This is a genomic window from Zestomonas insulae, assembly GCF_016901015.1.
Lineage (GTDB): Bacteria > Pseudomonadota > Gammaproteobacteria > Pseudomonadales > Pseudomonadaceae > Aquipseudomonas > Aquipseudomonas insulae.
In genome coordinates, this window is the sequence record NZ_JAFEUP010000002.1 from 668887 (window position 1) to 684937 (window position 16051).

Sequence of the window (16051 nt, forward strand, 5' to 3'; positions counted from 1 at the left end):
AAGGCTAGTCAAGGCGGCGCGCTGCCGCCGTATGCGCGTGCAGGGTGTCGGGCTGAGACCTAGCGCTCGCGCAACGCCTCCCAGCGCGCCTTCAGCACTGGCTTGAGCAGGTAGTCGAGCACGCTCTTCTCGCCGGTGATGATCCCCACGTTGGCGACCATGCCGGGGATGATCAGCAGCGGGTGCTCGTCGGTGCCGAGGTGGCTTTTGTCGGTGCGCACCTGGATCAGGTAGTAGCTGTTGCCCTTGTCGTCGGTCACGGTGTCGGCGCCGATCAGCTCCAGCTTGGCCTTCAGCCCGCCGTAGATGGTGTAGTCATAGGCGGTGAACTTCACCGTGGCGCTCTGCCCGGGATGCAGGAAGGCGACGTCCTGCGGGCGCACGCGGGCCTCGATCAGCAGGTTGTCCTCCAGCGGGACGATTTCCAGCATGTCGCTGCCCGGCTGCACCACGCCGCCGATGGTGTTGACCTTGAGCTGCTTGATCACCCCGCGCACCGGCGAGACCACGGTGGTGCGGCTGACCCGGTCCTCGATGGCGACGCTGGTGGCGGTGATCTTCTGCAACTCGGTGCGCGTTTCGTTGAGCTCCTTGGCAGCATCGGAGCGGAAGCCCAGGGTGCTTTCCTCGATCTTGCTGCGAATCTCCGCTACCGCCGACTCGGCGCGCGGGATCGCCAGGGTGGTGGCGTCCAGCGAGCCGCGCACTTCCACGGCGCTGCGCCGCAGACGGATGATCTCCACCTCGGAGATCGCACCAGTGCCCACCAGCGGGCTGGACATGTTCAGCTCCTGCTGCAGCAGGCCGAGGCTGGAGCGGTACTGCTGGGCCTTGGACTTGAACTCGGCGAGTTCCTGGGTCTTCTGCCGCAGCTGTTCGTTGAGCGTGCGCTGCTCGCTTTCCAGGCGGCGCTGGCGCGAGTCGTACAACGAGGTTTCGTCGGCGGCCAGTTGCGGCGCATCGCGCTCGATTTCCGTCGGCATCTGCAGCGGCCGGCCCTCGGCTTCGGCGCTGAGGCGCTCGACGCGGGCGATCAGCGCCAGACGGTCGGCTTCGGTCTCGCCCTTGTTGGACTGGAAGCGGGTGTCGTCGAGGCGCATCAGCCGGGCGCCCTTGTCGACCACCTGGCCTTCGCGGACGAAGATTTCGGTGACGATGCCGCCTTCGAGGTTCTGGATCACCTGCACCTTGCTCGACGGAATCGCCTTACCTTCGCCGGTGGTGACTTCCTCGAGCACCGCGAACTTGGCCCACAGCAGCGCCACCAGCAGCACCGCGGCGATCACCCAGACGGTGATGCGGGTCAGCCGAGGCGTGTCTTCGAGCATCGCGCCGTCGACTTCCGGCATGAACTCGGTGTCCTGGCGGTTCTGGCGCATCTGGCTGAAATAGTCGCTCATCGAAACGGACATGACGGGTACTCCTCAGGGCGCCACGGGGCGGATGTGCCCCTTGCGCAGCGCTTCCAGCACATCCTCTTTCGGGCCGTCGGCAATCACTTGGCCGTTGTCCAGCACCAGCAGGCGATCGACCAGGGCGAGCATCGAGGCGCGGTGGGTGATCAGCAGCAGCGTCTTGCCTAGGGTCCAGTCCTGCAGGCGCACGCGCAGCGCTTCCTCGCTGCTGGAATCCATCGCGCTGGTCGGTTCGTCGAGCAGCAGGATCGGCGGGTCGAGCAGCAGCGCGCGGGCCAGCAGCACGGCCTGGCGCTGGCCGCCGGAGAGCAGCTGGCCGCGCTCGCCGAGCGGCCGGTTGAAGCCTTGCGGGTGTTGCCGGGCCAGCGCGCTGGCGCCGGTCAGCTCGGCGACTTCGAGCATCCGCGCATCGTTGATGTAGCGCGCGCCGAGGGTCAGGTTGTCGCGCAGGCTGCCAGCCAGCAGCGGCAGGTCGTGGGCGACGTAGCCGATCTGGCTGCGCAGGTCGGCGACATCGATCTGCCGCAGGTCGAGGTTGTCGAGCAGCACCTGGCCTTCGTCCGGGGCGTAGAAACCCATCAGCAGGCGGGCGAGGGTGCTCTTGCCCGAGCCGCTGCGGCCGACGATGCCGATTCGTTCGCCGGCGTGCAGGCGCAGGCTGACGTTGTTTAGCGCCGGCGCGGCCTGGCCGGGGTAGTGGAAGGTCACCTGGGTGAGGTTCAGGTCGCCCTGCAGGCGGGTGCGTTCCAGCGGCCGCTGGCGCGATTCGCGCTCCTGCGGCAGGGCCATCAGCGAGTCGGTGCTCTTCATGGTGAGCTGCGCCTGCTGGTAGCGGGTGATCAGCCCGGCGATCTGCCCGAGCGGGGCGAGCACGCGGCTGCCGAGCATGTAGCAGGCGACCAGCGCGCCGACGCTCAGCGCGCCGTCGAAGATCGCGTAGACCCCGGCGACCAGCGTGGCCATGCCGGCGAACTGCTGGATGAACAGCGTGCCGTTGGTGGCCAGCGCGGAGAGAAAACGCGCGTGGTTGTCGAGGCGAGTCAGCGCGCCGTGGGTGCTTTCCCACTGGTGCTGGCGTTCGCTTTCCGCGCCGCAGGCCTTGAGGGTTTCCAGGCCGCCGAGGGTTTCGATCAGCAGCGCCTGGCGTTCTGCGCCGAGCGCCAGGCTCTTCTCCACGGTGTCGCGCAGCTGGGTCTGGATGATCGCGGCGAAGATCACCGTGAGCGGGAAGGCGAGCAGCGGAATCGCCACCATCCAGCCGCCGAGCAGACCGATCACGCCGATCATCAGCAGCGAGAACGGCAGGTCGATGAAGCTGGTCAGGGTCACGGCGGTGAGGAATTCGCGCAGCCCCTGGAAGTCGTGGATGCTTTGCGCGAAGCCGCCGACGCTGGCCGGCCGCGCCTTCATGGCCATGCCGGTGATGCGCTCGAACAGCGTGGCGGAGAGCACCACGTCGGTCTTCTTGCCGGCCACGTCGAGCAGGTGGGCGCGCAGCACGCGCAGGGTCAGCTCGAACAGGGTGGCGAGCAGCAGGCCGACGGCGAGCACCCACAGCGTCGAGGTCGCCTGGTTGGGCACCACGCGGTCGTAGGTCTGCATGACGAACAGCGGCAGCAGCAGGCCGAGCAGGTTGATCAGCAGACTGGCCAGGAGCGCGTCGGTGTACAGCCAGCGCGACAGCTTCAGGGTGTCGCGGAACCAGGCTTCCACGCGCGGCAGCAGCGGGGTGCGCAGGTCTTCCAGCTCATGACGGGGGCGGGCGAACAGCGCCTGGCCGCTGTACTCGGCGGCCAGCTGGTCGCGTGTCACCCATTGTTCGCCGCCTTCCGCCTCGCAGGGCAGGATCAGCGCGCGGCCGTCGTCGCTCCAGCGGCGCAGCACCGCGCTGCGGCCGTTGCGCAGCAGCAGCAACACCGGCAGGTTGAGCGCAGAAATCGCGGTCAGCTCGCGGCGCAGCAGGCGCGCCTGCAGGCCGGCCCGCGCGGCGGCGCGGGGCAGCAACTCGGCGCTCAGGCGTTGCTGTGGCAGCGGCAGACCGGCGCTCAGGCTGCTGCGACTGGCGACGCAGCCGTGCAGGCGGCAGAGGATCAGCAGGCCGTCCAGCAGCGGGTCGTCGTGGCTCAAACGGGGGTCGTTGGCACCGGCCAGTTCCATGCTTGTCACTTCGCGTACTCCCGGCCTGCAAGGCCCGCCAGCGGCGGGCCGGCTGGGCCTACTTCATTTCCGGCAGGCGGGCCTGGTTCTTCACTTCGGTCAAGGCGGTAGCCTCGGCCGGCAGGACCGTGCCCTGTTTGCGCAGCAGATCGCCGGTGGCCGCCTGCAGGCGGTACATGGAGAACTCTTCGAGATAGCGCACTTCGACGTAGCGGCGGTTGGCGGTGAACAGTTCGTTCTCGCTGTCCAGCAGGTCGAGCAAGGTGCGCTGGCCGAGACCGAACTGCTGCTGATAGGCCTCGCGCACCCGGGAGGTGAAGTCCGCGTACTCGCGCGCCTTGGGCGTCTGCTTGCGGGCGTTGTCCATGGCGTTCCAGGCCAGCATCACGTTCTCGTTGATCTCACGCAGGGCGTTGTTGCGGATGTCCATCGCCTGGTTGATCTGGTGCGCCGAGGACTCCAGCCGCGCCTTGTCGCGCATGCCGTTGAACAGGTTGTAGTTGACCGCCAGACCGGCGCGCCAACCGGTGTCGTGGCCTTCCTCGCCGCCCACGTCGTCGTTGGCGTGGGTCGACAGTTCGGCGTCGAGGCGCGGATAGAACGGCGACTTGGCGACTTCGTACTGCTTCTCGGCGGCATACACGTCGGCCTGTGCCGATTTCAGCAGCGGGTTGTTGTCGATCACCGATTGCCGGGCGCCGATCAGGTCGGCGGGGATTTCGCCCTTGATGGTGCCGGGGGTGACCAGTTCATCGGGCATGCGCCCGACCACGCTGTAGAAGCTGGCCTCGGCATCGGCGAGGTTGACCTCTTCGGTGTACAGGTTGTTCTGCGCCAGGGCCAGACGCGCATCGGACTGGTCGAGGTCCGCCGCACTGCCCACGCCGCGATCCTTGCGCAGGCCGATCTGGTCGCCGATGCGGGTGTGCGCCTGCAGGTTGTTCTTGGCCAGCGCCACCATCTCGCGGCGCTTCAGCACATCGAGGTAGACCTCCACGGTGCGCAGCGCCAGCGTCTCCGAGGTGCCTTGGATGTAGTAGGCGCGCGAGTTGGCCACCTGCTCGGTGCGGCCCACTTCGTTGGGGGTGTTGAAACCGTCGAACAGCATCTGCCGCAGGCGCAGCTGCGAGTCGGTGTAGTTCAGGGTTTCCTTGTGGTGATTGCCTTGCGCCCGGGTATCCGGGTTGTCGCTGCGTTCACGACCGTAGCCGGCCAGCACATCGACGGTTGGCAGGTAACCACCCCTGGCGAACTTGATGTCTTCATCGGCGGACAGACGGTTGTTCACGCTGGCGCTGATCTGGGGGTGATTGTCGACGGTGCTTTGAATCGCTTCGGCAAGAGTCATCGCTTGTGTAGAAGCGCAGGCCAACGTCAGCAGCACTCCGCTGCATAGGGGGGTCAAGGCGCGCATGGTACTTCTCCATTCCGTGTTTAATTGCCCTAGGTTCCTGTCGCCAATTTTTTGGCTTTTATTGGCTGTTGTGTGTTTCGTATTCGTAACATCAGAGATAAGAACAACTTTGGGATCTGGCTAAGAAAAAATTGTTACTGCGCCTATGACGAAAAAGTCTTATGCCCTTTGTGAGAAGCAGCACATTCTTCAGCGGGAGGGAGCCGCTATTGCGCGATTTCAGGGCGGTCTCGTGATTCGTACAGGTGGTCGAGCACGAATTTGGAGCGTTAGGGCGGGGATGAATCGAGTGTGATTTCAGGGTTGTAGGTGGCGTGACGGTTTTATGGCGCGTTACGTTTTTTCTTTACGCAGCACCTGTTTCCACTCCATTGCCTTCTTCCTGGGCCTGCGGTTTTGAAGGGTGAACCGACCTTTTGAAGGTGTGCCGGCAGAGTTCGGCAGCAGTAGGAGAGGAAGGAGCCATGGCTACTTCGATCGGTGTCGTCAGGCAGGTAATCGGCGAGGTCCACGCGGTAGCGAGCGACGGAACGAACCGGTTGCTCCACCCAGGTGATCGCGTATTCGCAGGCGAGCAATTGGTGACCGGCGCAGCCGGCGCCATCGCCATCGACCTCAGCAATGGCAGTGAGCTCACGCTGGGGCGCGACAGCAGCCTGGCCCTGACGCCGCAATTGCTCGCCGGCCCGCAGGACGCGACCTTGCCGCCGACCGACGTGGCGCCGGCGACGCCGAGCGAGCAGGACCTCACCGACGTCGAGAAGCTGCAGGCGGCCATCGAGGCGGGCGTCGACCCGACCCAGGCGGCCGAGGCGACCGCCGCCGGTCCGGGGGGCGGCAGTGGTGGTGGTAGCGGGGGCGCTGGGGGTGGTCACTCCTTCGTGCTGCTCAGTGAGATTGGCGGCGCGGTCGATGTGAATATCGGCTTCCCCACCGAGGGACTGGCCGCTGGGCCGGAGTTCCTGGTGGGGGATGATTTCAATCCTGAACTCTTGCTGGTCAACAACGTGCCGCAGGTCGAGGTGACCTACGACGCGCCGCAGGCCGGCGGCGACCGGGCCTTCGTCTTCGAGGCCGGGCTCAACCCGGATGGCAGCGATGCGGCGGCCGACAGCGAATTCACCGGCGGCAGCTTCCGCCTGTTCGATGCGGACGGCCTGAGCGACCTGGTCTCGGTGACCATCAACGGCACCACCGTGGCCATCGCCGAGCTGGCCGGCAGCACCTTCGCCGGCACCCACGGCACCCTGACGGTGCTCAGCTACAACCCCGCCACCGGCGTGGCGACCTACAGCTACGAGCTGAATGGGCCGAGCACCGACGGGCCGGGCGCGGAAATCGACGTGTTCACCCTGACGGTGTCCGACACCAACGCCACCTCGTTGCCGGCGCAGATCACCATCGAAATCATCGACGACGTACCCACCGCGCTGGCCGATACCGCCACCGTGGTCGAAGGCGGCACGGTCGAAGGCAATGTGGTGCTCGGCGATGGCGTCGGCGCGGTGGCCGACCGCTTCGGTGCCGATGGTCCGGGCGTCAGCGCGGTGGTCGGCGTGCGCGCCGGCGGCGACGTCGGCACCCCGGCCAGTGGCGGCCTGGGCGGCGCGGGAATCGCCGGCAGCTTCGGTACCCTGATCCTCAATGCCGACGGCAGTTACAGCTACCACAGCACCGCCGACGGGGCGAACGAAGGCGCGGTGGACGTGTTCACCTACACCATCGTCGACGCCGATGGTGACCTGAGCACCACCACGCTGACCATCGACGTCGGCGGCATCACCATCATCGGCGGCGTAGATGCCGAGGCTGATACCAGCGTGCGCGAAGCGGCGCTGAGCATCGGTTCCGATCCGGACAGCCCCGATGAAGCCGCCAGCGGCACACTGACCGGCAATGGCGGCGTGGGTGGCTACACCTTCAGCCTGATCAGCGCCGCTAGCGGCACCTACGGCAACCTGGTGCTCAATGGGGACGGTACCTACACCTACACCCTGACCGGCACGGCCAGTACGCCGACCGGCGACAACGGCCAAAATCAGCAGGCGACCGAAACCTTCCAGTTCCTGGTGACCGATGACAACGGCAACACCGGAATCGGCACCCTGACCATCAATATCTTCGACGACACGCCCACCGCGCAGGCGGATACCGCGACCGTGGTCGAAGGCGGCACGGTCGAAGGCAACGTGGTGCTCGGCGACGGCTTGGGTTCGGTGGCCGACGGTTTCGGCGCCGATGGTCCGGGTACCAGCGCGGTGGTCGGCGTGCGCGCCGGCAATGACGTGCTTACCCCGGCCAGCGGTGGCCTGGGCGGCACCGGCATCGTCGGCAGCTTCGGCACCCTGATCCTCAACGCCGACGGCAGCTACAGCTACCACAGCACCGCCGACAGCGTGAGCGAAGGCGCGGTGGACGTGTTCACCTACACCATCGTCGATGCCGATGGTGATCTGAGCACCACCACGCTGACCATCGACGTTGGCGGCATCACGGTGATCGGTGGCGTGGACGCCCAGGCCGACACCTGCGTCCGCGAGGCGGCGCTGAGCATCGGCACCGATCCGAACAGTCCCGATGAAATTGCCACCGGCACGCTGACCGGCAACGGTGGCGTCGGCCAGTACACCTTCACCCTGATCAGCCCGGCTGGCGGTACCTACGGCAACCTGGAGCTGAACGAGGACGGCACTTACACCTACACCCTGACCTCGCCAGCCAGCAGCCCGACCGGCGACAACGGCCACAACAAGCAGGCGACCGAGACCTTCCAGTTCCTGGTCACCGATGAGAATGGCAATACCGGGATTGGCACCCTGACCATCGACATCGTCGACGACATGCCGCTGGTCGGCCGCAATCCGCAGGTGCGCCTCGACGACGACGCCCTAGACGGCGGCAATCCGGGCGGCACCGGCGACGCCGATCCGGACACCGTCAACGCGACTGGCACGCTCAACCATGAGTTCGGCGCCGACGGCCCCGGCACCATCGCCTGGACCCCGGGTAGCGCGCCAGCGGGCTTCAGCTATGTGGTCGACGACGAAGGCGCGCTGCTGATCCAGCAGGGCGGCGCGACGGTCATCCGCGTCACCCTCGACAGCGCCACCGGTGCCTACGAGGTGCAGCAGGTGGCGGCAGTGCGCCACGCGCCGGGCCTGAACGAAAACGATGTGACCTTCACCCTCAACTACCAGGTCACCGATGGCGACGGCGACACCGCGCTGGGCCTCGGCAGTCTGGTCATCAGGGTCGACGACGACACCCCGGTGGTGTGTGGCGAGGGCTTCGAGGCGGTGCGCGGCGTGGTCAACGAGGACGCGCTGAATTCACCGTACAACGGCAATGACGACGCCGGCCAGCAGTTGCAGGTTGTCGGTGGCGTGGGTGCGCTGCACAGCCTGGTGAGCTTCGGTGCCGATGGTCCGGGCAGCTTCGGGCTATCCGGCAGCGCAGCGGCGCTGGGCACGCTGAACGACCAGCACCTCACCTCCGGCGGCAAGGCGCTGACCTACAGCGTGGTCGGCAACACCCTGACTGCGTCGGTGTCCGGCACTGAGGCCGGTGCCTACCCGGTGTTCAAGCTGGTGGTGAACGCCGACGGCAGCTTCACCTTCACGCTGCTCGGGCCGCTGGATCATCCGGAAACGGACGGCGACGACGGCGAGTTCTATCACTCGGCAACCGGTGAAGGCATCGATTTCTCCGGCCTGCTGACGGCCACGGATGGCGATGGCGACCCGGTCAAGGGCGGCTTCCCGGCCGGCAGCTTCGTGATCGACGTCGAGGACGACGTGCCGACCCTGGCCGCGGCGCCCAACTGCCCGGTCGGCGGCACCGTCAACGAAGATGCGCTGCACAGTCCCTACGAGGGCAACGACGATCCTGGCCAGCGCCTCACGGTGGTTGGCGGGCCCGGCGCGCTCAGCGCAATGGTGCATTTCGGCGCCGACGGCCCCGGCAAGTTCGGCCTCAGCCAAGAAACGGATGCGTTGCAGAACCTGATCGGTCAGCACCTGACCTCCGGTGAGCAGGAGCTGAACTACAAGGTCGAGGGCAGCACCCTGACAGCCTATGTCGGTGACCTGCTGGGCGACGGCTATCCGGTCTTCACCCTGACGGTGAACGCCGATGGCGGATACTCCTTCACGCTGCTCGGGCCACTGGACCACCCGGACCCCGAGGGTGGCGACGGCGAGCTGCTCGGTGACAACGGCATGGCGATCGATTTCTCGACGCTGATCACCGCCACCGATGGCGACGGCGATCCGTTGCAGGACTTGTTCGACACCGGCTACTTCGTGATCGACGTGCAGGACGATATCCCCACAGCCAAGAGCGTCACCGCCACCGACAAACTGGACGACGAGGGGCTGGCTCACGGCATTCCGAACGCCGGGCTCGGCGACGTGCCGGGCGAAGACACCGTGATCGAGGGCACCTTGAGCTACAAGGCCGGCGCCGATGGCTTCAAGTCCATCGAACTGAGCGGACCGGACAAGCTCGGCACCGAGGACGTCACCGATTCGCAGTGGGATCCGGCGACCCACACGCTGACCCTGTCCACCGCGCGTGGCGAGGTGATCCGCGTGCAGATCACCGACACCGCGACGGGCGCCTACACGGTCGAACTGCTGCAGCCGATCATGCATGCCAAGGGTAACGACGAGAACAACTTCGTCCTGAAGATCGGCTACACCGTGACCGATGGCGACAACGACCAGGCCAGCGCCACGCTCAGCGTGACCATCAACGACGATGTACCGACCATCCAGGCCAGCGGCCTCGGCGACGGGCATTCCTCGGTCACCTTCATGGGCAGTGATGCCGGCTACAGCAACAGCTACGGCTACTACATCAAGGGCGCGGATGGCGAGCCGGTCAGCGGCAAGGTGCTGTGGAGCAACGTGCACAACCAGGATGTCGGCGACAGTGCCAGCCTGGACGGTCTCGATCCGGAGCAGGTGGGCTTCTTCATCATCCCCAACGGGGCGCAGAACGCCGGCCTGGACAATGGGGACACCGTGACCTTCCAACTGGTCGGCGGCAAGTGGCAAGCGTTCCTAGGCGGCTCGCCGCTGACGGGGGCGGACGGCGCCAATGTGCTGTTCAGCGATGCCAGCCTGAATCCCGGCGGCGCACACCTGCAGGACACCAGTGCGGCGGGCAACCAGAACTGGGAAGACCAGACCAACAACTCCGATTACGACTACAACGACGTCAGCGTCAACGTGGTCTGGGGCCGGCTGTTGCAGGTCGATGAGAGCAACCTGTTGGACGATGCCCAGCACGACTTCAGCGGCGTGTTTATCGCCCAGGCCGGCGCCGACGGAGCGAAATCCCTCACCTACAAGCTCGGCGTGGCGAGCGACGGTGTGGATTCCGGGCTGGTCGACACCGCCACCGGGCAGAAGGTGCTGCTCTCGCTGAACGCCGCCGGCACTGCGGTGGAAGGGCGCACGGCGGATAGCAACGCCCTGGTGTTCCGCCTCAGCATCGACTCCGCCACCGGCATGGTGACGCTCGATCAGAAGCGCGCCATCGTCCACCCGACCAACGATCCGGACGAGGCCAAGTCCCTCAACGACAACGTCATTCACTTGACTGGGACGATTACCGACAACGACGGCGATTCCGCCTCGACTTCGGTGGACATCAGCAAGCTGCTCAGCTTCAAGGACGATGGCCCGCAAGCGGTCGATGACTATGCCAGCCTGACCGCCGGCAGCAGCGCGACCACGGTGAACGGCAACGTGCTGACCAATGACCTGGCCGGCGCCGACGGCGGCAAGCAGTTCGTCGGCTGGAACGCCTCGGCGAATGTCACAGCAATCGCCGAGCTCAGCCGCTACGGCACGCTGACTCTGAACGCCAACGGCACCTACAAGTACGTGCTCAATAACGCCGATCCGGACACCCTGGCGCTGCTCGGCCAGGTCAGCCACAGCCTGCAATACACCATGCAGGACAAGGACGGCGACATCTCCACTGCCAAGCTGACCATCGACCTCACCGGCCAGGACGACCCGGTGACCCTGCATGGGCTGGACGTGCAGGGCGGCGAAGTGACCGTCTACGAGGCCAACCTCGGCGATGGCAGCGCGCCGCAGCCGAGTGCGCTGCTGCAGAACGGCAGCTTTAGCGTCAGCGCGCCGGACGGCCTGGCCAGTGTGACGGTCAATGGCCAGGTGGTGTTCAACAACGGCACCTTCACCCCGCTGACCCTCAGCGATGCGGTCGGCACCCTGAAGATCACCGCCTACGACGCGGCCAGCAAGACCTTCAGCTACACTTACCAGCTGACCGACAACCCGCTGGTCAGCGGCACCGGCGTCGACAAGCAGTTCACCGTGCTGGCCACCGACGCCAACGGCTCGACCGACGACGCGACGCTGGACATCCGCATCGTCGACGACGCGCCCAAGGCCGAGGACGACAAGCCGGCCTGCATCGACATCAAGACCGCGCCGACCGTCAACGTCACCCTGGTGCTCGACCTGTCCGGCAGCATGGCCGGCGACAAACTCGGCAAGTTGAAGGAGGCGGTCGACAAGCTGGTCGAGTCCTACGCGCAGTCCGGTGCGCAGGTGCACGTCAACCTGATCACCTTCGGCACCGCCGCGGCCAACCTCGGCGACTACCAGTTCGACTCGACCAGCGACGCCGGCTACACCGCGCTGCAGGCCAAGATCGACACGCTGGCGGTGTATTCGGGCGACAACCAGTACACCAACTACCAGGCCGCGCTGGCTCTGGCCAAGACGCAGATCCAGGCGGACATCGGCCCGGACACCGGCGACCAGCTGCACCGCGTGTACTTCATCTCCGACGGCGAGCCGAACCGCGGCACCACCGGCAGCGCGCTGACCAACCCGTGGGTCACCTTCATCGGCAATGCTGATGGCGATGGCAATGCTGCCACCAATAATCTGGTGGTCTACTCGATCGGCATCGAGACCTCGTCGTCCAACTGGCCCAACCTCAATCCGATCGCCAGCAGCGGTGACGCGATCACCAGCTCGCCGGCCGACCTGGCGACCACGTTGCTCGGCCTGGTCAACCTCGGCGGCGAGGTGCACGGCAACCTGCTCAGCAACGACGTGGCCGGCGCCGACGGCATCGACAAGATCGTTGCGGTGGAAGTCGACGGCAAGACCTACAGCCTCAATGCCAGCGACAGCGGCATCGTGGTCAGCGGCAGTGGCAGCGGGGCGCTCAGCGCCAGTTTCAGCGGCGGCAAGCTGACCCTGGTCACCGAGTACGGCACGCTGACCGTGCAGCTGAAGGCGGTGGCCGGTCACCCGGTCGGCGAGTACAGCTTCACCGCCAATGCCAACCTGCCGTTCGACGACGATGGCAAGCTCAGCGAGCTGTTCACCTACACCGTGCAGGACGGCGACGGCGACCTCTCCAGCGCCAACCTGGAGCTGTGCCTGAAGAGCGACCTTTCGGTGCTGGTGGTCGGCAGCAACGCCAACGACCAGGGCAGTTCGACGGTGGTGCACACCGTGCCGAGTCCGTTCGATGCGGACAAGGCCGGCGACATCGTCGGCACCTACGGCAAGGACGTGCTGATCGGCGATGTGGGTGGCAACCAGACCCGGGTGATCCCCGGCAAGGACTACAACATCGCGCTGATCCTCGACCGCTCCGGCAGCATGGACAACGACCCGGATGGCAAGGGCGGCTACGCCAGCCGACTCGACCTGCTCAAGGCCGCGGTGAAGAACTTCGTCAACGGTCTGGAGGGCTTCAATGGCCACGTCAACCTGGCGCTGATCGGCTTCAATACCTCGGCCGTGCTGCTGCTTTCCGGTACCGCCGAGCAGGTGCTGGCCAAGCTCGACGAGTCCAACAATGCGCTCGACAAGCTGACGGCGACGGGCTCGACCAACTACGAGGCGGCGCTGCAGCAGGCCAACGCCTGGTTCGCCGGTATCGAAGGCAATCACTACCAGAACCTGGCGTACTTCCTCACCGACGGCAACCCGACCGTGCACAACGGCAACACCAACTCTGGTGACACGGTGAACTTTGCCGACGTGAACAACGCGCTGGACGACGCGGCGACGCTGATGGCCAGGGCCGACGTGCATGCCATCGGCATCGGTACCGGGGTCAACGCCGATATCCTGCGCTTCTTCGACGACACCAATGCGCACGGTACGGCGGTCTACTCGCAGGGCGGCTCGTCGGTAACCGCGCCGATTGGTGAACCGACCATCGTCACCACCGCGACCGCGCTGTTCGCCGAGCTCGATCCGGGCCACACCACCACGGTGCCGGCCACCCTCGGCAACGACCATCTGGTGGGCGCAGCCGGTGACGACCTGATCTTCGGCGATTCGCTGAACACTAGCTGGCTGCCGGGTGCCTATGGCAGCGCGACGCCGGGCTACCAGGTGCTGGTCGATTACCTCACCGCGCAGAACGCCGGGGTGGCGCCGAGTCAGGCGCAACTGCTGAGCTTCGTGCAGACCAACGCCGAGCAACTGGGCGCATCGGTGGCCAATTCGGGCGGTAACGACACCCTGGAAGGCGGCGCCGGCAACGACTGGCTGTTCGGCCAGGGCGGCAACGACCTGCTGATCGGCGGGGCGGGGGATGACCAACTCAGCGGCGGGGCCGGCAACGACGTGTTCAAGTGGCTGGCCGGCGACACCGGACATGACGTGATCAGCGACTTCACCCTGGCCAGCGATGCTGCCAACAAGGATGTGCTCAACCTGCACGACCTGCTGCAGGGCGCGCTTTCCGGCGTGCCGTCGGGCAGCCTGGTCGACACGCTGGATAACCTGCTGAGCTTCAGCATCTCCGGCGGCAACACGCTGATCAGTGCCAGCGTGGTCGCCGACGGGCCGAAGGTGCAGAACATCGAGCTGCAGGGCGTCGACCTCGCCGCGCACTACGGGGTTACCCCGAACAGCGGGGGCATCGTCTCCGCCGGAGACAGCGCGACCATCATCAACAACATGCTGAATGACCACTCGCTGAAGGTCGACACGGTCTGACGGATACTCGGAAAAACGAACGCCGCTAATGCGGCGTTTCGTTTTTCTGTAGCCCCGATCTTGAGCGGCTTGGTCTGCGGTAAACCGGCGCTTAGCTGTCCGCCGTCGGCCACGGCGCCGGTGCGCCGATGGCGCGGCCCATTGCGCCATGGATGCCCAGCTCGCGCAGCGCCACCAGCTCGCCGGGGGTTTCCACCATTTCGGCGATCAGCGGCAGGTCGATGCTGTTGGTGGCGCGGAACATCGCTTCGATGAACAGGCGCTTGTCGCCTTCCTGATCGATCGCACGGATGTAGGTGCCATCCACCTTCAAGTACGCCAGGCCGAGGTGAGTGAGGTTGCCGATCAGGCTGAAACGCCCGCCGAAGTGCTGCAGGCCGAAGCCGAAGCCGGCGTCGCGAATCGCCTGGCTGAGTTTTTCCAGCTCGGCCGGCGGTGGCAGGTGGCGCTCGTCGACTTCGAGGATCAGCAGGCTGGCCAGCTGCGGGTGCTCCTTGAGCAGGCCGAGTAGGCGGCCGAAGCTCGCCGCGTCATGCACAGTGGCGGACGACAGGCTCAGCGCCAGCGGCTGCGGGTGCTGGGCGAGGTGCGCCAGGCAGTGTTCGAGCATCGCGAGGTCGAGGCGCGCGGCCCAGCCCAGGCGTTCGATCCACGGCAGGAAGCGGCCGGCGGCGATGGCTTCGCCCCGCGGATCGAGCAGCCGCGCGAGCACCTTGTAGTGCAGCAGCTCGGGCTGCTCGGCGCAGGTCATCACCGGCTGGAAATACAGCTGCAGCTGGCGCTTGTTCAGTGCATCGTCGATCCAGCCGCGCCAGTCGCTGAGCCCCTGGGTCGGCGCGCTGGCGAAGTCGTCGAGACGCTCCCACGGGCGTTCCGGGTGAGTCTGCGCCTGGGCCAGGGCCTGGTCGGCGCGACCGATCACCTGGCCGGCCGCTTCGCCGGGGCGGAACGCGGCGATGCCCAGGTGGGCGACCGGGGTGACGTCGCTGGCGCCGGTCTGGCGCAGGCTGTCCAGGCCGTCGCTCAGCTGCCGCGCCAGACGCTCGGCTTCCTCGCCGGACAGCCCGGGGGCGAGCAGGGTGAACTCGCCGCCGCGGCTGCGCGAGGCGAGCCAGTCGCTGCGCTCGGCCGGCTCGAGCAGGCGCTTGAGCTGCTCGCCGATGGCGCTGATCAGCGCGTCGGTGCGCTGCCCGCCGAGGCGCTGGTTGAGTCCGCCGAGGTCGTTGACGCGCAGCAGCAGCAGGTAGCCTTCGGTGTTCTGCTCGTTGGCGATCAGTTGGTTGGCCAGGCTGATGTCGAACAGGCGCCGATTGGCCAGCCCGGTCAGGCTGTCCTGGTAGGCCTCCTCACGCAGTTTCTCGCTGCGCGAGGCTTCTTCGGCGAACAGCGTCTTGAGCTTCTCGACCATCTGGTTCATCGCCAGCACCACGCGCTTGAGCTCTGGCGTGCGCGGCACCTTGGGCAGGGTGAAGAATTCGCGACGGCTGATCGCCTGGGCCTGCTGCACCATGTTGTCGAGCGGGCGCAGCTGGGTGCGCAGCAGCCAGGCGCCGAGTACCGCGCTGACCAGGCCGCAGGCGAGCAGCCAGAGCAGGCTGCCGATCGCACTGTCCCACAGGCGGGTGAGGGCGAACTGCGGATGGCTGAGCACTTCGACCCGCGCGGCCTGTTCCCAGCCGCGCATGATCAGCGCGTCGCCGCCCTGCGGCTGCAGGTTGACCAGCTTGATGAACCAGCGCGGTACCTTGTCCGACGTGGTGGTGGTGCGCCGTTCGACGATCACCTCGTCGCCGGGAATGCGCACTACGCGGATGGTGGCGAAGTAGCCGCTGTCGAAGATCGAGCTGACCATCAGTTCGATCATCGCCGGGTCGTCGATGTGCGGTGTCATCGACAGGCCCAGCGCGGTGGCCGCGTCCTGGGCGTGCGAGCGCAACTGTTCGCGCAGCTGTTCGCGCGAGTTTTCCACCCCGGAAATGAAGCTGCCGGTGAACGCCACCACCATGAACAGGCAGATGGCGATAAACAGTTGCTTGAGCAGAGACATACTTCCC

General features: G+C 66.4%; 5 protein-coding genes. 1 reads left to right on the plus strand and 4 read right to left on the minus strand.

Going from position 1 to position 16051, the window contains the following annotated elements:
• Positions 1–59: 59 nt before the first annotated feature.
• The 3 genes from JQX08_RS08725 to JQX08_RS08735 are packed head-to-tail and all read right to left on the minus strand — an operon-like array spanning position 60 to position 4986.
• Complete coding sequence (locus JQX08_RS08725; protein ID WP_205347980.1) at positions 60–1412, minus strand: HlyD family type I secretion periplasmic adaptor subunit; 1353 nt, start codon at positions 1410–1412, stop codon at positions 60–62.
• A gap of 12 nt (positions 1413–1424) precedes the next feature.
• Complete coding sequence (locus JQX08_RS08730; RefSeq protein WP_430472510.1) at positions 1425–3581, minus strand: type I secretion system permease/ATPase; 2157 nt, start codon at positions 3579–3581, stop codon at positions 1425–1427.
• A 49-nt stretch (positions 3582–3630) separates the two neighbouring features.
• Positions 3631–4986: a TolC family outer membrane protein gene (locus JQX08_RS08735; protein ID WP_205347982.1), complete on the minus strand. Its 1356-nt coding sequence runs from the start codon at positions 4984–4986 to the stop codon at positions 3631–3633.
• A gap of 464 nt (positions 4987–5450) precedes the next feature.
• Between JQX08_RS08735 and JQX08_RS08740 the strand changes: the two genes are divergently transcribed.
• Positions 5451–13997, plus strand: a complete 8547-nt coding sequence (locus JQX08_RS08740) for a retention module-containing protein (RefSeq protein ID WP_205347983.1) — start codon at positions 5451–5453, stop codon at positions 13995–13997.
• A gap of 91 nt (positions 13998–14088) precedes the next feature.
• On the opposite strand, the gene lapD is transcribed toward JQX08_RS08740, so the two are convergent.
• Positions 14089–16044, minus strand: coding sequence for a cyclic di-GMP receptor LapD (gene lapD, locus JQX08_RS08745; RefSeq protein WP_205347984.1), 1956 nt, complete (start codon positions 16042–16044; stop codon positions 14089–14091).
• Positions 16045–16051: the final 7 nt, after the last annotated feature.